This window comes from Companilactobacillus sp. (genome assembly GCF_022484265.1).
Classification (GTDB): domain Bacteria; phylum Bacillota; class Bacilli; order Lactobacillales; family Lactobacillaceae; genus Companilactobacillus.
On sequence record NZ_JAKVLR010000001.1, the window covers coordinates 1,875,155 to 1,893,374 of the forward strand.

The 18,220-nt window shown below is 37.2% G+C and carries 20 protein-coding genes; 12 read left to right on the forward strand and 8 right to left on the reverse strand.

Annotation, left to right across the window (positions count from 1 at the left end):
- Positions 1 to 144 precede the first annotated feature (144 nt).
- The 3 genes from helD (at position 145) to LKF16_RS08940 (ending at position 4,611) form a co-directional block, all read left to right on the forward strand.
- The gene (gene helD, locus LKF16_RS08930; protein ID WP_291470653.1) at positions 145 to 2,463 is read left to right on the forward strand and encodes an RNA polymerase recycling motor HelD; all 2,319 of its coding nucleotides are present in this window, start codon (positions 145 to 147) and stop codon (positions 2,461 to 2,463) included.
- Between the two features lie 136 nt (positions 2,464 to 2,599).
- On the forward strand, positions 2,600 to 3,604 hold the full coding sequence (locus LKF16_RS08935; RefSeq protein WP_291470655.1) for a tRNA dihydrouridine synthase: 1,005 nt from the start codon (positions 2,600 to 2,602) through the stop codon (positions 3,602 to 3,604).
- 119 nt (positions 3,605 to 3,723) lie between these two features.
- Positions 3,724 to 4,611 carry an NmrA family NAD(P)-binding protein gene (locus LKF16_RS08940; RefSeq protein WP_291470656.1) on the forward strand — a complete coding sequence of 296 codons (888 nt, stop codon included), beginning with the start codon at positions 3,724 to 3,726 and terminating at the stop codon, positions 4,609 to 4,611.
- 35 nt (positions 4,612 to 4,646) lie between these two features.
- Here the strand turns inward: LKF16_RS08940 and LKF16_RS08945 are convergent, their stop codons facing one another.
- Positions 4,647 to 5,756 carry a YdcF family protein gene (locus LKF16_RS08945; RefSeq protein ID WP_291470657.1) on the reverse strand — a complete coding sequence of 370 codons (1,110 nt, stop codon included), beginning with the start codon at positions 5,754 to 5,756 and terminating at the stop codon, positions 4,647 to 4,649.
- Between the two features lie 180 nt (positions 5,757 to 5,936).
- Here LKF16_RS08945 and galE point away from each other — a divergent pair, with 180 nt between their 5' ends.
- Positions 5,937 to 6,917: a UDP-glucose 4-epimerase GalE gene (galE, locus tag LKF16_RS08950; RefSeq protein WP_291470658.1), complete on the forward strand. Its 981-nt coding sequence runs from the start codon at positions 5,937 to 5,939 to the stop codon at positions 6,915 to 6,917.
- A gap of 15 nt (positions 6,918 to 6,932) precedes the next feature.
- Here the strand turns inward: galE and LKF16_RS08955 are convergent, their stop codons facing one another.
- Genes LKF16_RS08955 through LKF16_RS08975 form a run of 5 tightly spaced genes read right to left on the reverse strand, consistent with a single transcriptional unit; the run spans position 6,933 to position 9,052 of the window.
- Positions 6,933 to 7,181, reverse strand: coding sequence for a bacteriocin immunity protein (locus LKF16_RS08955; RefSeq protein ID WP_291470660.1), 249 nt, complete (start codon positions 7,179 to 7,181; stop codon positions 6,933 to 6,935).
- A 2-nt stretch (positions 7,182 to 7,183) separates the two neighbouring features.
- On the reverse strand, positions 7,184 to 7,489 hold the full coding sequence (locus LKF16_RS08960) for a bacteriocin immunity protein (protein WP_291470662.1): 306 nt from the start codon (positions 7,487 to 7,489) through the stop codon (positions 7,184 to 7,186).
- Positions 7,490 to 7,503: 14 nt separating this feature from the next.
- On the reverse strand, positions 7,504 to 7,809 hold the full coding sequence (locus LKF16_RS08965) for a bacteriocin immunity protein (protein WP_291470664.1): 306 nt from the start codon (positions 7,807 to 7,809) through the stop codon (positions 7,504 to 7,506).
- Positions 7,810 to 7,822: 13 nt separating this feature from the next.
- On the reverse strand, positions 7,823 to 8,458 hold the full coding sequence (locus LKF16_RS08970; protein ID WP_291470666.1) for a GPP34 family phosphoprotein: 636 nt from the start codon (positions 8,456 to 8,458) through the stop codon (positions 7,823 to 7,825).
- 12 nt (positions 8,459 to 8,470) lie between these two features.
- Positions 8,471 to 9,052, reverse strand: a complete 582-nt coding sequence (locus LKF16_RS08975; RefSeq protein ID WP_291470667.1) for an SGNH/GDSL hydrolase family protein — start codon at positions 9,050 to 9,052, stop codon at positions 8,471 to 8,473.
- A 95-nt stretch (positions 9,053 to 9,147) separates the two neighbouring features.
- Here LKF16_RS08975 and coaA point away from each other — a divergent pair, with 95 nt between their 5' ends.
- Both coaA and guaA read left to right on the forward strand, forming a co-directional pair.
- Positions 9,148 to 10,074 (forward strand): type I pantothenate kinase, encoded by a 927-nt coding sequence (gene coaA / locus LKF16_RS08980; RefSeq protein WP_291470668.1) that lies wholly within the window; start codon positions 9,148 to 9,150, stop codon positions 10,072 to 10,074.
- Between the two features lie 77 nt (positions 10,075 to 10,151).
- Positions 10,152 to 11,702 (forward strand): glutamine-hydrolyzing GMP synthase, encoded by a 1,551-nt coding sequence (gene guaA, locus LKF16_RS08985; protein ID WP_291470669.1) that lies wholly within the window; start codon positions 10,152 to 10,154, stop codon positions 11,700 to 11,702.
- A 321-nt stretch (positions 11,703 to 12,023) separates the two neighbouring features.
- On the opposite strand, the gene LKF16_RS08990 is transcribed toward guaA, so the two are convergent.
- Both LKF16_RS08990 and LKF16_RS08995 read right to left on the reverse strand, forming a co-directional pair.
- A complete protein-coding gene (locus LKF16_RS08990; RefSeq protein ID WP_291470671.1) occupies positions 12,024 to 12,587 on the reverse strand; it encodes a hypothetical protein in 564 nt (187 codons plus the stop codon).
- A gap of 101 nt (positions 12,588 to 12,688) precedes the next feature.
- A complete protein-coding gene (locus LKF16_RS08995) occupies positions 12,689 to 13,624 on the reverse strand; it encodes a hypothetical protein (protein ID WP_291470673.1) in 936 nt (311 codons plus the stop codon).
- A 147-nt stretch (positions 13,625 to 13,771) separates the two neighbouring features.
- Here LKF16_RS08995 and LKF16_RS09000 point away from each other — a divergent pair, with 147 nt between their 5' ends.
- The 6 genes from LKF16_RS09000 (at position 13,772) to LKF16_RS09025 (ending at position 18,057) form a co-directional block, all read left to right on the forward strand.
- The gene (locus tag LKF16_RS09000; protein WP_291470675.1) at positions 13,772 to 14,158 is read left to right on the forward strand and encodes a hypothetical protein; all 387 of its coding nucleotides are present in this window, start codon (positions 13,772 to 13,774) and stop codon (positions 14,156 to 14,158) included.
- A 58-nt stretch (positions 14,159 to 14,216) separates the two neighbouring features.
- The gene (locus tag LKF16_RS09005; protein WP_291470676.1) at positions 14,217 to 15,479 is read left to right on the forward strand and encodes an FtsK/SpoIIIE domain-containing protein; all 1,263 of its coding nucleotides are present in this window, start codon (positions 14,217 to 14,219) and stop codon (positions 15,477 to 15,479) included.
- 2 nt (positions 15,480 to 15,481) lie between these two features.
- On the forward strand, positions 15,482 to 15,637 hold the full coding sequence (locus LKF16_RS09010) for a hypothetical protein (RefSeq protein ID WP_291470678.1): 156 nt from the start codon (positions 15,482 to 15,484) through the stop codon (positions 15,635 to 15,637).
- Positions 15,638 to 15,707: 70 nt separating this feature from the next.
- The gene (locus LKF16_RS09015) at positions 15,708 to 16,634 is read left to right on the forward strand and encodes a replication initiation factor domain-containing protein (RefSeq protein ID WP_291470679.1); all 927 of its coding nucleotides are present in this window, start codon (positions 15,708 to 15,710) and stop codon (positions 16,632 to 16,634) included.
- A 3-nt stretch (positions 16,635 to 16,637) separates the two neighbouring features.
- Positions 16,638 to 16,841 carry a DUF3173 domain-containing protein gene (locus tag LKF16_RS09020; protein WP_291470681.1) on the forward strand — a complete coding sequence of 68 codons (204 nt, stop codon included), beginning with the start codon at positions 16,638 to 16,640 and terminating at the stop codon, positions 16,839 to 16,841.
- Positions 16,834 to 18,057 carry a tyrosine-type recombinase/integrase gene (locus LKF16_RS09025; RefSeq protein WP_291470683.1) on the forward strand — a complete coding sequence of 408 codons (1,224 nt, stop codon included), beginning with the start codon at positions 16,834 to 16,836 and terminating at the stop codon, positions 18,055 to 18,057. Before LKF16_RS09020 ends, LKF16_RS09025 begins: the two co-directional genes overlap by 8 nt.
- The last annotated feature ends 163 nt before the right edge of the window (positions 18,058 to 18,220 follow it).

Below are 18,220 nucleotides of genomic sequence, written 5' to 3' on the forward strand. Positions count from 1 at the left end.
ATAAAATAATTGATATCTACATCAGATCCATGCGGAGCACAAATCGCTATATCATGGCTTTTGTTCACTATGAAACCGATGTTATGTTTTGAATAATTAAGTTAATAATGTTAACATTATATAACTTAAATTTACGAGGTTACTATGGCTAACAAATCTGAAATCGAACATTTAGACGAAAAGAAAATCGAACAAAATCATCTTGATGACGTGATCGATATTGTCAAGACGACCGAAAAGAAACTACAAGAACACATTGATATTGCTGAACAAGACTTGGAAGTTATCAATGATGCATTTGATGACATTCACGTGGGAATGGACGGCGATGCAATTTCGTTTGACGCAGCCTTATCGATCCACCAGCAACAACAGATGTTGGATGAACGTAATAACAGTTGGCAACAAAATCGTCAACGACTGGGCATTTTAAAGCGCCTTGAAAAAACACCTTACTTTGCCAGATTGGATTTTCAGGAAAAGGGCGAGCCAAAACGTGAAACGATTTATATTGGTATGAGTTCTTTGACTGACCAAGATGACCATTTCTTGATCTATGACTGGAGAGCTCCAATTTCTTCAATTTACTATGAAGGAAACCTAGGTGAGGTTCATTATCAATCACCAGACGGCGACCAAGAAGTTAACTTATTCTTGAAACGTCAATTCTTGATTGAAAATGGCAAGATCGCATCATTCTTCGATACTCAGGAAACCATCGGAGACCAAATGTTGCTGGAAGTGTTGGACGAAAAGTCATCAACGCACATGAAGGGTATCGTTAAGACGATTCAAAAGGAACAAAACAAGATCATTCGTAATACCAAGGCGAAGTTGTTGTTTGTTCAAGGTGCCGCAGGTTCTGGTAAGACTTCCGCAATTCTGCAACGAATTGCTTATTTGCTTTATCGTTACCGTGGCAATTTGACTTCTAGTCAAGTGGTGATGTTTTCGCCAAATATGCTGTTTAACGACTATATCAAGGACGTTCTTCCAGAAATGGGTGAGCAAAACATGGTTCAGATGACCTTTATTCAATACGTTGCCCGTCGTCTGCCACACTTGAGCGTTGAGTCGTTATCTGAAAAATTCGAGCATGACGATAATCAAAAACGCAAACAGTTATCGAAGTTTGTCTCTGACTCCGAATTTTTCAAAGTGTTAACTAATTACAGTAATTTATTGAACCAAAGCGGCATGAGTTTCCGTGATCTGAAATTCCAAGGCAAAGTCTTTATTCCTAAGGAAAAAATTGCTGAGATCTATTATGGCTTTGGTCCTCAATACAATCTGGGCAATCGTTTGGATGCAACAGTCGACCGACTAGTCAAGATGCTTCATCGCAAGATCGGCGCCGAGATGCGTTCGAAGTGGGTGGCTGAAAAAGTCGAAAACTTGAGCCAAGAAGAATTGCAAGAAATGTATCGGACTGCTGATCAAGAATTCAAGAATGGCGATCAAGAGCAGAAGTTCTTAGCCCGCCAGATTGTCACCAAGCTGATGCAAAAAGTTTATAAGCAGATCATCCATTTCCGTTTCATTAATATCTCAGCCAACTATCTCAACTTTTTAAAGGCTGTGCCTAAGATTGCTGACCTGAATGAATTTGGCGTTTCAGAACAAGAGTGGAATGAATATGCTCAAGAGTTCGTAACTGATTTGAATAATAAGAAAATCTCGATCAACAATATCACGCCTTACTTGTACTTGTATGATCTCGTCAGCGGCAAGCATGGCGAACTCGATATGAAGTTTGTCTTTATCGATGAGATCCAAGATTATACGCCGTTCCAATTGGCATACTTAAAGTACAATTTCCCACGTGCTCGCTACACAATGCTTGGAGATTTGAACCAGTCGATCTTTACCAAGAAGAACAGTCAAACCTTGTTATCTGAGGTTCAAAAAATGTTTAATCCTGAAGATACGAAGGTCGTTCAACTAACTCATTCATATCGTTCGACCAAACAGATCACGAACTATACCAAGTCGATTTTGACTAATGGTCAGAAAATAGAACCATTCAATCGTGATGGCGATTTGCCAAATGTTGTTTTAGCTGACAACGTGCAAAGTTCAGTTAAGCAAGTCGTTAGTCAACTAAAGAAAAACGATGAGAAGAACTATACAACAGCTATCATCACTAAGTCGCTGGACGAAGCAGTTGATTTGCAAAAATTATTGGCTGACGATGGCACTGCCACAACCTTGATCAAATCAGAAAATCAACGCTTGGCCGCTGGTACGATCGTGCTACCTTCATACTTAGCTAAGGGTCTTGAGTTCGATGCCGTTATCGTTTGGGATGCATCAAAGGATAAGTTTGATGAAGATGAACAACAATTGATCTACACGATCACATCCAGAGCGATGCATCGCTTGACTATTACAGCTATCGGCGAGTTGTCGCAGTTATTGCAACGGGTGCCAGATAAGTACTACACAATTGAACAGACAGTTTAATTAAATCTCCTCGATGAGGAGATTTTTTGTGTTTTCGACTAGCTATTTTGATATAGTAGATAGGCTTAAGACTTGCAAATTTTTTTAAAAAATAGAAAAATGACTAGTATTGATTTTTAGAAATGGAGATGAAGATTTGACCCAGTCAGAATATTGGAATCGAATCACTAATAAAGCTAAATCAGAGGATCGACCTTTCTTTAGTTTGGCACCAATGGAAGCTGTCACTGGTTCAGTCTTTCGTCGCGTGGTCGCCAAAGCCTGTGCGCCAGATGTTTTTTACACGGAATTCACTAATGCTTTGAGTATCACTCATCCAATTGCCAAAAAGACGACTAAGGGTCGTCTCTACATCGATCCCTTAGAAAATCCCAAGCCGATCATTCAATTGTGGGGCAACAATAAAGAAGACTTTGCCAAAGCTGTAGCTGAAGTTGAAAAAGATGGCTATGAAGCTATCGACCTTAACATGGGTTGTCCTGATATTGCCGTAATCAAAAATCACAGCGGCAGCGACTTGATCAGACATTTTGACACTGCTCAAGAAGTTATTGACGGTGCTCGTGAAACTGATTTGCCAGTGACGATCAAAACTCGACTTGGCTATAGCGAAGTTGATGAATATAAAACTTGGCTACCATTTTTATTGAAACAACAAGCTCCCGTTTTGACCGTTCACTTGCGAACTCGCGAAGAGATGAGTAAAGTGCCAGCTCACTATGAGCTGATCGATGAAATCGTCAAAATGCGTGACGAACTTGCACCAGACACGTTATTGCAGATCAATGGCGATATCATGGACTATCAACAAGGGATGCAACTATACAAGGAACATCCTGGCGTTGACGGCATTATGATTGGCAGAGGGATTTTTCAAAATCCGTTTGCGTTTGAAAAAGAACCGAAAGAACACTCTAGTGAAGAATTATTAGAACTATTGCGTTATCAATTAGACTTGTACGATGAATTTGTTGCAAAGGGTATTCCAGGACATTTTGCACCGCTACAAAGATTTTTCAAAATTTATGTCCGTGGTATGAAACACGCCGCAGAAATCAGAAATGACTTGATGTCGACCAAGACGACTGATGATGCACGTGCCATCATCGATAAAATTGAATCAAATGGATACGACAATTAACAACAGCCATGTGGAAACTACTGAAAAGTAGGATCTGCGTGGCTGTTTTTGACTTTGACAAAGGGTGTCGGTATCTCTATTATTGGTGGCATATAAACAAATATTTGTGGGGGTAAATAATGAAATTTGTATTAACTGGTTCATTAGGCCATATTGGCTTGCCTTTAACGAAAAGATTAGTCGCTGACGGCCACGAAGTCGTCGTAATTAGCAGTAGCGAGAAGCGAATCCCAGCAATTGAAAAACTTGGTGCCACCGCTAAGATCGGCAACATGTTGGATGAAAAATTTTTGACCCAAGCTTTGACAGGTGCTGCCGGAGCTTACTTGATGACTTCGTTTGCCCACGCAGCTGACTTGGGTACGCCTGAACAGATCTCAAAAATCGTTGGCGGGACTTACGCTCGAGCCGTCAAAAGAAGTGGTGTGAAAAACATCGTCAACTTGAGTAGCGTTGGAGCCGACCAAGGCCCAGAAGTCGGGACTCTGCACATGTACCAAAATATTGAACAAATGCTAAATGAAGTTGATGACATCAGTTTGACGCACATCAGACCAACCTCGATGTACTACAACTTATTCGGCCACATTGCTTCGATCAAACAATCGGGTGCAATTTATGAAAACTATTCAGGGGATGTCTTTAATTCATACGTTTCGCCAGATGACATCGCGCCAGTTATCGCAGACCGTTTGGAAAATCCCGAATTTGGCACTAATGTTGAATACGTCGCAAGCGATGAAAAAACTGGCAATCAACTAGCTGAGATTTTAGGAAACGCAATTTGTAAAAAGGTCGAGTGGGTTCAAATAAGCGATAGTCAAAAGTTGCAAGGATTGACTAACTCCGGTATCCCAGAGACATTAGCAACAGGCTTGACACAAATGGGAGCAGCACACATGCTCAACAGCTTCTACCACGATTACAAAGAAAATCGACCAATCTTAGGAAAGACCAAGCTGACCGATTTTGCTCAAAATGAATTTTTAACAGCATATAACAAATAAACGCACCACTCGGAGGAGTGATGCGTTTTTGCTTGCTATTTAAAATGTGGCTGCATTCCGTTATACATCGAGAAGAATGTCAGTCCTAAAATAACCACTAAGATCAGTGACATCAAGATAAAATGGCGTTTCTTGTGCATCAAGAAAACGGCGATGAACTCACGGATCAAAGCGTTTGGCAAAAAGTAGAATTTAGTTTTTGAGCCAATCCCGTTAGCTTTTAATCCAGCAAGCCGTGCGTAAAGTCCGGCACGGAAAATGTGGTAGTTGTTGCTGAAAAATTTAACCCGATAGTCTTCGTCAGCATGATCAGCTAGGATCAATTTTTTCGAAAAGGTCATGTTTTGATAAGTGTTTCGAGATTGGTCTTCCAACAAAACCTGTTCGGGGTCCAAACCGTGATCGATGGCGTATTTTGACATTGCGGAAGCTTCAGATAACTTTTCGTCAGGACCTTGGCCTCCTGAAAAAATAATTTTGGGAGCCGGACGTCCCGTCTTGATTTGCTTATTAGAATAGGCAATTGCTCGGTCGATTCGGCTTCCCAATAAACGTGATACTTTATCGCCGTCGATCAGACCGGCACCTAACACTATCAAGTAGTCGTCGCGATAACGTCGAGGCGTGAATTGGTAAAGCCAGTCGCTGATCAAAAAATTAAAGGCAGCAAACGATAAGTAAATGCCTAGCAATGGGATGTTGGACAAGAAGACGTTAAGCCAAGGCGGCAAGAACTGCGAGTGGTCGGCGACAAAGAAGTTGGCGACCCAGATGATCAATAAAACAAACGCCAAGACTAACGTCAGCATGTTCGACATCGTGTGGCTCTCGCGTCTCCAAACGACGATGGCATTCCACAATAGGAGTACCCAAGCTAGCGCCAAAATCAGTAGGATGATCACCATTAGGATAATGAAGATGACACCCATGATGAAGATGAATTGCAGATTGCCCGTGCTAAAGATCATCAAGGCAAGTTCAGCTAAAAGAGCCAGCACAAAGATTGAAAAAGTCGTGCCATTTAACAATCGACGCGGTTCACGCAAAAATAGCACCAGAAATATTATCAACAAAACGACAGTGACGATTCCCCAATACGCCATCGAGACTCTGGATAAGTGGATGAAATAGTCTAAGTTATGCATCGTACCCCTCATTTTTGAAAAAAATTTTCTATCGATAGTTTCAGTATAGTGGAAAATCATTATTTTTAAATAATAATTACGATTAACTAAAATACAAGCTATCTGCAGTTTTCCATGTTAAGATTAATTGAAAATAAGTATAGGTATCTTCAATTTTTTGAATTATCAGGGGGTTGCGTCTTGAACGTACTAATTACAGGTGGCGCTGGCTACATCGGAACAAATATTTATCTAGCTTTATTTAATCATGGTTACAATCCAATTATTGTCGACAATTTCTCGACATCAGACAAACGTCGTATCAACGAACTAGAGAAACTTACAGGTCAAAACGTTGACTATTACACTTGCGATATTCAGGACATTGATAAAATGGTCCCAATTTTAAAGGATAACGACATCGCTGCCGTGATTGATGCAGCTGGTTACAAGGTAACAGCTGAGTCAGTTACAAATCCATTGAAGTATTATCAAAATAACACATCTGGCGTCGTCAACTTGTTGATGGCAATGCAAAAGGCTAATGTTAAAAAGATCGTTTTCAGTTCTTCTGCGAGTGTTTATGGCGACCCTGAAATTTTGCCCGTTGAAGAGACTTCAGAAACCATCCCAGTTAGTCCTTACGGAACAACTAAATTGCAAAGCGAACAGATCATTCGTGACGTTGTGATCTCAGACCCTGAATGGAGTGCAATTTCATTGCGTTACTTCAATCCGATTGGCCAAGATGAATCTGGTCTGTTGGACGATTACAGCAACGTTATGACTAACAACGTCTATGATTCGATCTTAGAAGTACTCAATGGTACCCGCGATCACTTGGACGTTTATGGTAGTGACTATGATACTAAGGATGGTACTCCAGTCCGCGACTATATCCACATCACTGATTTAGCCGACGGCCACATTTCTGCGTTAGACCGCGTGCTGAAATCAAGCAACAACTTTGAGATCTTCAACTTAGGCTGTGGCAATGGCGTCACAGTACTCGAGTTGATCGATATCTTCGAACATCACACAGGAAAGAAGATCCCGCATGAATTGAAGGGGCGTCGAATCGGCGATGCACCAGTCAGTTATGCTGATATCACTAAAGCAGAGAAGATCCTCGGTTGGACACCAAAGAGAAGCTTGTCTGGCGAAAAAATTGAATCTAAATAGCAAAAATCACCCTTCTTACGAAGAGTGATTTTTTAGTGTGACAATAAGTTTATTTAATGTTGACGATTGACTCAAAGAATCTGCCAATGACAATGATTTGAAGTATTTATTGATTATTAGCTCAATATCCTTTGACTGTTCCAGATCGGCAGCCACCGTCTGTAAAAGATTTTTCAAACTAGGATTTCTTTGAACTTGTGGGTCTGAATAAGTTTGGCCCAGTAAGTCCAGCAGTTGATTGATTTCTTGATTGTTGTCGTTCATAGCTAAAACACAACTGGCAACATGATTGCTGCTAAAGCAGTGCTGTCGTATTTCATTCGGCGTTGGCTGATTTGATTGAATAAGTCGACAGCTGCTCTCGGAAATTCCTTCTTATGGCTCAAGTAATAAATTGTCATCTTTTTCGAAAGACGAGAAGAAACTAAGTCGACATTGCCATTTTTCTCTAACTCGGTGGCAGCTTTAAAAATAAGATCCTTAAGTTCAGAATACTTTTTGACCTCGGGGTCTGAAAAAGCAGTACTGAGTTGATTCATCATTTCGTCAACTTTTTCTTGATTCGTTTTCATGATAAGGCTTCTTTCTATTCAAACCAATTTGGCATGATCGAGTGATAAGAATTGGCAGCGGTATAATCGGATGCCGTGTTTTTCAGCTGGTCAAACAATGTTATCGCAGCTTTAGGAAAGGTGTTCTTATTTCCAGTGTAGGCTAGCGTAATATTTTTACAAACAATCGACGCTGTTAATTCGGTGTCGCGTTTGTCCTCTAATACTTTGGCACCGTGCATGATGCCGTTAGCTAAAGTCGGGTTCTGTTTTACTTCCGGATCTGAATAAGCGGTACTCAGTTGATTAAGCATGGTAGTTACTTGTTCATCGGTTGACAAAGTAATCTTCTTCCTAGCCTAGAACAGTTAAGACGACCATATTCAGACGCTTCGATAATGAGATCAACTTATCATAGGTCGGGTCGACTGAGGCTTCTTTTATTTTATGGTGAAGCTGTTTCTGTTCAAATGGTGTAAAAAATGTCTTGAGATCGTGATTGCCGTAAAGCGTCGATACGACCGCGAAGGTGTCTGGCGAGATTCGGTCAGCGTTCAAGATTTCTTTACGCATATCAGCGACTAGATCCTTTTTAACTTGATAATTAGGGATGTAATTATTAGTCTTTTTGATCACGCCAGTGACAGCTTTTGTGACGTCGACTTTATCGACTAGTGAGTCGCCAATTTCATTATAAATCTGTTGAGTGATTTTTTCCTTAGTAGCCATTGCACGCAAAACGTGAGTGACGCTCTTTCCTTGATTCTTGTTGATAATTTGGAAAAATTCGTTCAAATAAGCCTTGTCATCTGGCAATAGCTTGTTGATAATGACACTATTATCCGTTAGATCGATAATGTCATTCAAAGCCAAGTCAAAAAAAGAGGCTTCAGCTAAGAAAGCTCTGCGGCGCGTGTTCTTGAAGATACGCACGCTACCTTTTTCATTACATGATAAAATAAAATACTTTTGCGGGATGTTTAAGTCCATAAGTACTCCTTTTTAGTTGGAAACAAGTGCGTTTTGCTTAGTTACGGCATCTTGGATCATTGGCACTAGTGCTTCTTCCAATAAGTCATAGCCTTGGCTCGAAAAATGCAAGCCATCGTGTTGCAACAAGTCGTTAACGTTAGCTTGAGCTGCCATTTTGTGCAAAAGGTCAATGTAGGGAACGTTTAATTCCTTACCTAAATGTTCTGTGACCAGTTCGAATTGCAACTGTCTGGTCCAAGGACGTGTTGGATTTCTGTGCCAATCAGTGTAAGGTGGCGAAATGAGGATCGACTTTTTGCAGCCGATTTCTTCTAATATATAGGTTAGATTAGCCGCAAATTTGCCAGGCTTGACCTCGTCGGTGGTTGAAATATCGTTGGCGCCTAGTCCGACGACACAAATATCAGGCTTTAACTTAGTTACCTTTTTAATAACTGCTACGCCGTTGCTTGTTTTATATCCAGCTACTGAAACGTTTATAATTTTGTCTGCAGGAAAGGCATGTCTAATGCGATTGGTCAACTCGCTGCTGACCATTCCATCATGAAATCCTGCCATGATAGAGTCACCAAATAATACGATTCTTTTCATTTTAATCTAAGTTCCTCTAGAAGTTGTTATACTATATACTAGAATACCAGAAAAACAATAAAAGTTAATTAACATTCAATAAGTAGGTCTAAAATATGCAAGATTTGTCCAATTATTATCAATTCTCTCGTAATGAGTGGCAAGACTTTCATGGTGAACACCATAACCAAGCAATCACAGATGCGGAACTGCGCAAAATCAAATCGCTCGATGATGAGATCTCAATCGATGACGTGAAAGTGATTTATGCACCGATCCGCCACCTTTTGCATGTCTATCTGAAAAATTATCGCAAGCTCGTTAAGCTCAAAAATGAATTTATCGAGGTCGATAATAAGAAGGTGCCATTTATCATTGGCGTCTCAGGTTCGGTTGCAGTTGGTAAGAGCACCACGGCTAGACTGTTAAAAATCATGCTGGAAAGAGCCTATCCACAATACAACGTAGGTCAAATGACGACCGACGGCTTTTTATATCCTAGCAAGGTCTTGAAGGAAAAGGGCTTAATGGATAAAAAAGGCTTTCCAGAGACGTATGATATGCCGAAATTGATCCAATTTCTCAGTGATGTTAAGACTAAGACTGGTCCAATCAAATATCCGCTTTATTCGCACAATATCTATGACATAATTCCCGACCAATACGAAGAGGTCAATAATCCTGATATTCTGATCGTCGAAGGTATCAATGTCTTGCAGCTTCCGCAAAACACCAACATCTACGTGAGTGATTTCTTTGACTTCTCGATCTTTATTGACGCACACGCCAACGATATCGAAAAATGGTTCTTGAATCGCTTTTCGAAATTACTCGATATGGCCAAAGATGATCCTGATAGTTACTACTACCAGTTTACTCAGATTCCACGTCAAAAAGCTATTGATATGGCTAAGGATGTTTGGAACGAGATCAACTATCCTAACTTGCAGGATTATATTGAACCAACTAGAAACCGTGCGAATATAATTTTGCACAAATCGACAGAACACAAGATCGACACCGTCTTTTTGCGTAAATATTAGAAAGTAACCCTTGAGGGTTGTACTGAAAACGATTTATCATATACAATAGTATAAATTAAAAAAAAGGGGATTGTGATTTGAGCAAACAGTGGCCAGATGCTGACGGTATCGTCGTACTCGATTATGGTAGTCAATACAATCAATTGATTACTCGTCGAATCCGTGACTTCGGAATTTATTCTGAACTCATGCCTAACACGATTACTGCAGCTGAAATTAAAGAAATCAATCCTAAAGGTATTATTTTGTCAGGTGGACCAAACTCCGTTTATGACAAAGATGCCTTTTCAATTGATCAAGATATTTACAAATTAGGCATTCCTATTTTAGGTATTTGCTACGGTATGCAACTAATGTCATACAACCTTGGTGGCAAAGTTGAATCTGCTGATAACCGTGAATACGGCCGTGCTGACATCGAAGTAACTGACGATTCAGCCGTACTATTCAAAGGATTACCTAAGAACCAATTTGTTTGGATGTCTCACGGTGACTTAGTTCGTGAAGCTCCAGAAGGCTTTAAAGTAGTAGCTACAAGTAAGAACGCACCAATCTCATCAATTGCTAACGATGAAAAGAAGATGTACGGAATCCAATTCCATGCCGAAGTTCGTAACACAGAATTCGGTTTAGACATCTTGAAGAAATTTGCCTTTGACGTTTGTGGCGCAACAGCCAACTGGTCAATGGACGATTTCATCGACCAACAAATTGAGAAGATCCGTGCTGAAGTCGGCGACAAGAAAGTTCTTTTGGGACTTTCAGGTGGTGTTGACTCATCAGTTGTTGGCGTATTGCTACACAAGGCAATCGGTACACAATTAACTAGTATCTTCGTTGACCATGGCTTACTTCGTAAAGGCGAAGCTGACCAAGTTATGGACAGCTTGAAGGGCAAGTTTGGTCTTAACATTATCAAAGTAGACGCTCAAAAGCGTTTCTTAGATAAACTTGAAGGCGTAACTGATCCCGAAAAGAAACGTAAGATCATCGGTAACGAATTTATCCAAGTGTTCAATGACGAAGCTCAAAAGTTAGATGGAATCGACTTTTTAGCCCAAGGAACGCTTTATACTGACGTTATCGAAAGTGGAACAAGCACAGCTCAAACAATCAAATCTCATCACAACGTTGGTGGACTTCCAGAAGACATGCACTTCAAGTTGATCGAACCATTACGTACGTTGTTTAAAGATGAAACACGTGAACTTGGCGAAAAATTAGGCATGCCACATGACCTAGTTTGGAGACAACCATTCCCAGGACCAGGTCTTGGAATTCGTGTTATCGGTGCAATCACCGAACCTAAGCTACAAATCGTTCGCGATTCTGATTTAATCTTACGAGAAGAAATCAAGAAAGCCGGACTAGAAAAGGATATTTGGCAATACTTCACAGTCTTACCAGGTATCAAGTCAGTTGGTGTCATGGGTGACGGAAGAACTTACGACTACACAGTCGGAATCCGTGCCGTAACGTCAATCGATGGAATGACAGCTGACTTCGCAAAGATCCCTTGGGATGTTCTTCAAAAGATCTCAGTAAGAATCGTAAACGAAGTAGATCATGTCAACCGTATAGTGTATGACATAACATCTAAGCCGCCATCAACAATAGAGTGGGAATAAAAATAATAGAAAAGTAGAATGTAGAATCCCGTTTTAAAAGTATTTTGAGATGAGATAAAAAGGATAAAACCGTTTAAAATTAATTGGTTCCCTGCCAACGTTCCTGCCAAAAGATCTCCATTAGTTTTTAATAACTAAAGGAGGTCTTTTTTTTATAAATATCACGATTTTCAGTATCATCGTGGGAATATTTTACGTTTCCAACGTTATTAGATTTTTTAAATAAACTCATTCAAATCAGTACCCCCTTTTAATTTTATAAATATAATTATAAATCATCGATGACAACAAAAAAACTACCAACATATGTTGGTAGTTATACTAGTCTGCATTATCAATAGTTTTGTAATTTGGATCACCAGGTTGATTATGTTCTAACTTATTGATTAAATCGAAATAAGATTGATATGAACCCTTGTACAGAAGGATATTTTCATATCGTAAATAAACATTTTTGCTCAATAATCCAAGTTGGGCAGTACCATGGCCAGAAATAATATCTTTCAATGTCTTAGTAGAATGACTTTTAACTATTTGAGAACCATGTGAATTGGTAGGATAACCTTCAGTATTGTTCCAATCATCCATGCCATCACTGACCATCCAGCAATTATTATAAAATCGGATATTTTTAGAAGTATTATTATGAATGGTTACATTAAATCGCATAGAAGGACCACCATTATCCAAAGGGGCTTTAGGATCATAATCCAAATCTTTAGCACGTTTAAGATCAAATTTAAATTTTACATTTTTTCGATCAGCTTTACTCAACTGTCTAAATTCAATTGGCTTTGATTCAGTACTAGATGAATTATTGGAAGAACAAGCTACTAAAGTAAATGATAATATTATCCCCAAAAATAATATACCTAATTTTTTCATTTAAAATGCTCCCTATAACATTATATTTATATCTAAATAGTAATATAAATTATCTAATAAAGCACTATTAAGACAACAATTAGTAAAAAAACATACAATTTTCAGTGCTTATTTGATTCAAACATTAGTGGATAAAATATGTTCTGTTGTTGTATTAGTTTGTTACATTTTTTGAAATCATCTTCCCAGTTTTTTTCTTCAAACGGATCTTTTCCTCTCATTGCAGACGTGGCACTCTTGGGTATTCTATCGTCTAATCGTTGTTCCTTCAACTTTTGCTCGTAAACTTCATTCATAATTTCTTTGACTTGGAAACCTAGCGACATTTTTCTGTTCTTGTGCAAATTTGAATTTTCACCTGTAATGATTTTGATTAAGTCATGGTTTATCCATGTAGTAATTCGATAATTAAAATTCTTCAAAGAAATAAAATTGTGTAAACCATGATAATCTGATAAAAATGTATTTCTAAAGCTCTTTTCAATTTGTTCTTTACTAAAATTATATAAGTCTTCAATTGTTTTAAGCCATAATTCGGTCGAATATTTATTGAGAGAAATATAATTACTACTACTATCATTCAATGACTGAATTTTCGCTTCATACCAACATTTAGAAAATTCACCTCGGAAGAATAAACACTCAGTAATAGCATTTGTACACTTAAGTATTTGATCATCTTGCTGAATCAAGTAATAGCTACAAATAAGATTCGTGGTTTCAATTTGTTTTATATTAATCGCAGTGTCAAAAAATATTTCTTTAATGTAACCATCAAAATTAGAATTGTTTCCAAATATGATAGTCGTTGTATCTTGTTGTAAGGATGAACAAATATTTGCGAGTGCGGAATCTGGAATATATGTTTTGTTGCCTTTTTTGACTACCCCATCTTCAATGCATTTCGTAAGTTTTGAATCTCCAGTTAAATCTTCTAACGAAATCCCCATTTTGTTATTAAGTGGGTTGATCTTAATTGTTCTAAGGATTTGTATTCGTTTTGATATCGATGGTACTAATGTTTTTAAGTAATCCATTTGAATGCCTCTTTTAGAAAATGTCAAGGATATTTTGTATGAATTTAATTATATTATATCCTGGGTTGTAACTGAAACAACTTATATCATTAATGTATAGATTAGCTGCAGCGATTATCTATAACATTACTTTTTGGAGGTAACATTATGGCACTTACAAATGCGTTTGAATTTAGTAAAACTGAAATTGATTATCAAAAATTATTAAATGGTTTTCATAATCAATTTAGACTGGTTTCACAACGGCCGTATCAAAGCAGGAAAGTGGAAAATGATAATGGAGTTATTCTAACTTTACAAGTAATTAAAGATGATATCGATTATGGAATTGATAAAAAAACAAGTCGAAAGCGAGATAGCAATCTGTTTAATACGTTTGATGTAACAATTTTGAATCACAAGGATTACATACCTATCAAGAAAGGTGAGTATGTTGCTTTAAAGAATTTTATACCTGACAAGAGTTTTGCAATTGGCTTTGATTTAATACTTAGATTTGAGGAAGTTGTGAAATTAAATGTTAAATCTAAATAAACATAAAACACAGAGAATTATCAATGGTATAACGTTTGTTGTCATAGAGATAATAATCTTGGTTGCTATAGTTCTAAATACTAAAATTAGTAATCTTAGTTTCATCAATTATGATCCATTAATGTTTAATATTGTTTTAAGTATTATGGCTTGTATCGTCTTACTCTTTGAGATTGTTCCATGGATTGTCAGAAATAAATTATGTACTGACCCTAAGAACAGTATTCTCCATTATTCATTAATAAAAAGGGTTCGCTCCGCTTGTTTAAATAGTGGAATCTACACTTTAAGTTCTTCGGATATTGCTAATATTCCAATAATAAAATTGAAAATTAGCAATGATAAATCAAGAGCAACTTTAAAGATTCGTAATTCAGTAGATATTGAAAAAAAATTGGAAAATGTTAATTTTTCCAGTGTTCTGGGAAAATATGTTGTTGTTAATCAAGGGAAAACCAGGGATGAGGATTGGTACAAATATGAACTTGAGGATCGTTCGGTAAATCCCAAAATGATTTTTAACTCGGCAAACTCATTTAAGAAGTTCAATCAGAACTATACGGAAGACGAGATTTTTATTGATAACAGTCATGCCATTAAAATGCAATCTGCTTTAATTGTTGGTCAGACAGGCTCTGGGAAAACGTATTCGTTATATGCGTTTATTCTTCAAATGATTATGCGAGAGAATGAATATGACGTTTTTATTGCTGACCCAAAGAAGTCAGGCCTATATGTGTTTGGTAAAAAGCTCAATAATCAAAGAGTAGCCACTTCTTTTGAAGAGATTGAATCCATGATTAAAGAATTCTATGGAAATATGACAGAAAGAAAAAAAGAGCTTGGACAAAAGATGGAGAATGATCTCAATTCAACTTATTTAGACTTTGGATACCCTCCTTCCGTATTGATAATTGATGAATTCGCTTTGTTTAAAAGTATCTTGGATACAAAAAAGAAGGATGAGAGAGACAAAATTCAGTCAATGCTAAATCAAATTATTTGGCAGGGTAGACAGCTGGGTGTATTCATTTGGATAGCTATGCAAAAATCTGGATCAGATAGTATCCCAACATCATTACGTGAGAACTTGCCATTTAAGTTAGTGCTAGGTAATGCCGAGCCACAAACATATGTGACAGCCTTTGGAACTGGTGTTAAGGTTCCAAATCAATTCCTAAATCTGGGTGAAGGTTTATTTATATGTCCAGGTGTAGCAAATACCCCTCAAATTTGTTCGATTCCAACACTGAATTTTAATCCTTTAGATGGCATAGGAAGCGCCGGTAATGTAATTACCGGCGCTCCACCGGAGAAATAAATATGGATAGGATATTAGACGTTGGTATAGATGAGTTTACGGTTGTGTTTCAAGGAGACAAGAATCGTATTAAAAAAATTGATGATTGGGAAAAATATGCCTTGATTATAGCCAATGAAGTTTCAAGTAAATTAAAGCTCTTTGATCTATTTTGGTGATTATGAACTGTTAGAAAAGGTTCCACAGGGATATAAGAAGGGGTTTACGTATGGAGAGAATCCATTTTATTTGGGAATTGCTTATCATCCGTTGTTTATGAATATGGGTGTGGTTTTAAAATTTTCCGCATCAGCTTGGAAAGAATTTCAAAATAGATGGTCAATAAAGTATGAAAAGGATATCTTGATTTCTGATGTATTAGAGGATTTAAATAGTAAAAATTATTCAGTGAGACTAAGTAGAATTGATTTTACAGCAGATTATTTTAATTATCCGATGACCGTAAATACATTATATGAAGAAATGAACGGTCCGAATCCACAAGCAGTTTTAGTTGATTCAAGAATGCGAGAAAGTATTTCTAAACGTTCAGCTATTATTACTGATGGTCGAATAAATACATTTTATTTAGGTTCCAGAAAGGCTAATGTTGATTCATTCATGCGGGTATATAACAAAAAAGACGAGCAATTAAATTCCTTTGGGAAATATTACAATATTGCCATTGATTCAGATAGTTGGATAAGGTTCGAGGTAGTCTTTAGAGGCAAATATGCTCATCAACTTACAGACATGGTTAAAAGTTGTAAAGATAGCAAACAGCTATCTAGTTTGATATCTGATAAAATCACAGAAAAATTTCAATTTTGGAATATTGATAAGACGAAACCCTTAGATATTACGAATGATTTATTAGAATTAGTGAATCAAAAGTTTCCAAAACTATCAAAAATATCTCCAAGAGATAACGACTTAGCAAGATCGGTATCATACTTACGAAATGGTTCGGGATTATATCCGGTGTTTTATAAGATTGAACAATTGTGGGGATATGATTCTCTGGAGAAATTTTTTATAAAGATTGAGCAAGACTATTTACAGGGATATTCACCTAATGAAGACACGCTAATGTGGTTAAAGAAACACGCTAATCAAATGAAAAATGTAAGCGTAGAGGATTTGTTCTTAGTTCAGTACAAGAAAGAAGATGATTAAAAAATGCGCTCAACAATAGATAAAAATGGATTGATGGAAATGGGATTAAAGGAACACACTGCTTCAACGGTCATTCGACAATCAAAACGAATTATGGTACAAAGGGGTTATCCTTTTTATCTTAATCGAAGACTATCGTTTGTCCCAATAAGCGTTGTTGAAGAAATACTAGGATTCTCATTAGTTGAAGGAATTGATGATGAGTAAAACAAAGTATGTTGGAGTTTATTTGGATAAGAAGGGTTCCTATTTTTATCAAACAGAATTAGGGACCGATGAAATTACAGGAAAAAGAATACAAAAGAAATCACGGTATGATTCTTTAGGACGTCAGTTCAATTCTGCGCATTCCGCCTATGAAGAATTGACAAGGGTTAAGCGTGACTATCAAATAAATAACGGTTATTCCAATTATGACCTAAATTATGTTGATTTCATTGATACTTTTTTCTTGCCATTTTACAAATCTAGCGTTGAGAAAAGCACTTATCAATCTCACATTTATGCACTAAACCTGGCAAAGAATTATTTTAAAAGAATAAAGGTCAGAGAAATCAAGATTGCAGATTGTGAAAGGTATAGGCTTTGGCTAATCAATAAAAGTGGATTTTCGCTTGCGTATAGTTCTCTTGTGTATGGTAAATTTCGACAAAGTTTGAATTATGCTGTAACTATGCAATTTTTAAGCAAAAATGTTTCTAAAAACACTTTGTCAATTCCAAAAAAGAAGTCAATTGTCCCATTTTGGACAAGGCACCAGTTTGAACAAGTGTTATCAACTTTCTGCGTTGACGATTTTTATGATCATATGTGTTTTGTAATGATTTGGTTTTATTACATGACTGGCGTACGAGTGAGTGAAGGATTGGCTTTAAATTGGTCAGATATTGACTTTACTCATAAGAAGGCGAGAATTCATCATACATTAGAAATGAAAAACCATTCCAATTTTGTAAGAAAGCCTTATACGAAGACTTACGCGGGATTGAGAACAATCAGTTTGGATGATGATACGATTCATATTTTAAGAGATTGGAAACAGGAACAAGAGAGTCACGGAATAACTCATTACATAATGAGTATTAACGATTTACCACTATATCGATCAACTGTTAGTAGAACCATTCATAGGCATGCAAAACTTGCTCATGTACCCGAAATTCAAGGGAAAGGGTTAAGACACTCTCACGTGAGTTATTTGATCAATGAGTTTAATGCCAGTGTTTTATTAGTTTCAAAAAGACTGGGTCATTCTAGTCCGGAAATAACCCTAAAACATTATGCTCATTTGTGGAGTAGAAATGATGAAGAGTTGGCAGAAATGATGACAGGGAATATTCACTATACAACGGCAGAAAAACCAATTAATAAATTCAACGGGAATCAATCAATAAAGTTCCCTGCCAATAACCTGCCAAAGTAATTGTGAATCGTTGTTTACCCCTGTATAATAAGGGTTATCAATTTATTACCACTATTGAGTGGGAATAAAAGTTTAAGAGTGTAAAAGTGAAGAGAGGACACATATTTGTGTTCTCTTTTTTATTTATACTAATAAATTTTCATAGAAAATTTCATAAAATATG

Bases quoted from the DNA above. Each gene is read 5' to 3' on its own strand.
- LKF16_RS08990 (WP_291470671.1), bottom strand. From the start codon at position 12,587: ATGAAAAAATTAGGTATATTATTTTTGGGGATAATATTATCATTTACT.
- coaA (WP_291470668.1), top strand. From the start codon at position 9,148: ATGCAAGATTTGTCCAATTATTATCAATTCTCTCGTAATGAGTGGCAA.
- LKF16_RS08945 (WP_291470657.1), bottom strand. From the start codon at position 5,756: ATGCATAACTTAGACTATTTCATCCACTTATCCAGAGTCTCGATGGCG.
- LKF16_RS08995 (WP_291470673.1), bottom strand. From the start codon at position 13,624: ATGGATTACTTAAAAACATTAGTACCATCGATATCAAAACGAATACAA.
- LKF16_RS09025 (WP_291470683.1), top strand. From the start codon at position 16,834: ATGAGTAAAACAAAGTATGTTGGAGTTTATTTGGATAAGAAGGGTTCC.
- LKF16_RS09020 (WP_291470681.1), top strand. From the start codon at position 16,638: ATGCGCTCAACAATAGATAAAAATGGATTGATGGAAATGGGATTAAAG.
- LKF16_RS09000 (WP_291470675.1), top strand. From the start codon at position 13,772: ATGGCACTTACAAATGCGTTTGAATTTAGTAAAACTGAAATTGATTAT.
- helD (WP_291470653.1), top strand. From the start codon at position 145: ATGGCTAACAAATCTGAAATCGAACATTTAGACGAAAAGAAAATCGAA.
- LKF16_RS08955 (WP_291470660.1), bottom strand. From the start codon at position 7,181: ATGAACGACAACAATCAAGAAATCAATCAACTGCTGGACTTACTGGGC.
- LKF16_RS08975 (WP_291470667.1), bottom strand. From the start codon at position 9,052: ATGAAAAGAATCGTATTATTTGGTGACTCTATCATGGCAGGATTTCAT.
- LKF16_RS08940 (WP_291470656.1), top strand. From the start codon at position 3,724: ATGAAATTTGTATTAACTGGTTCATTAGGCCATATTGGCTTGCCTTTA.
- LKF16_RS09010 (WP_291470678.1), top strand. From the start codon at position 15,482: ATGGATAGGATATTAGACGTTGGTATAGATGAGTTTACGGTTGTGTTT.
- LKF16_RS08960 (WP_291470662.1), bottom strand. From the start codon at position 7,489: ATGAAAACGAATCAAGAAAAAGTTGACGAAATGATGAATCAACTCAGT.
- LKF16_RS08970 (WP_291470666.1), bottom strand. From the start codon at position 8,458: ATGGACTTAAACATCCCGCAAAAGTATTTTATTTTATCATGTAATGAA.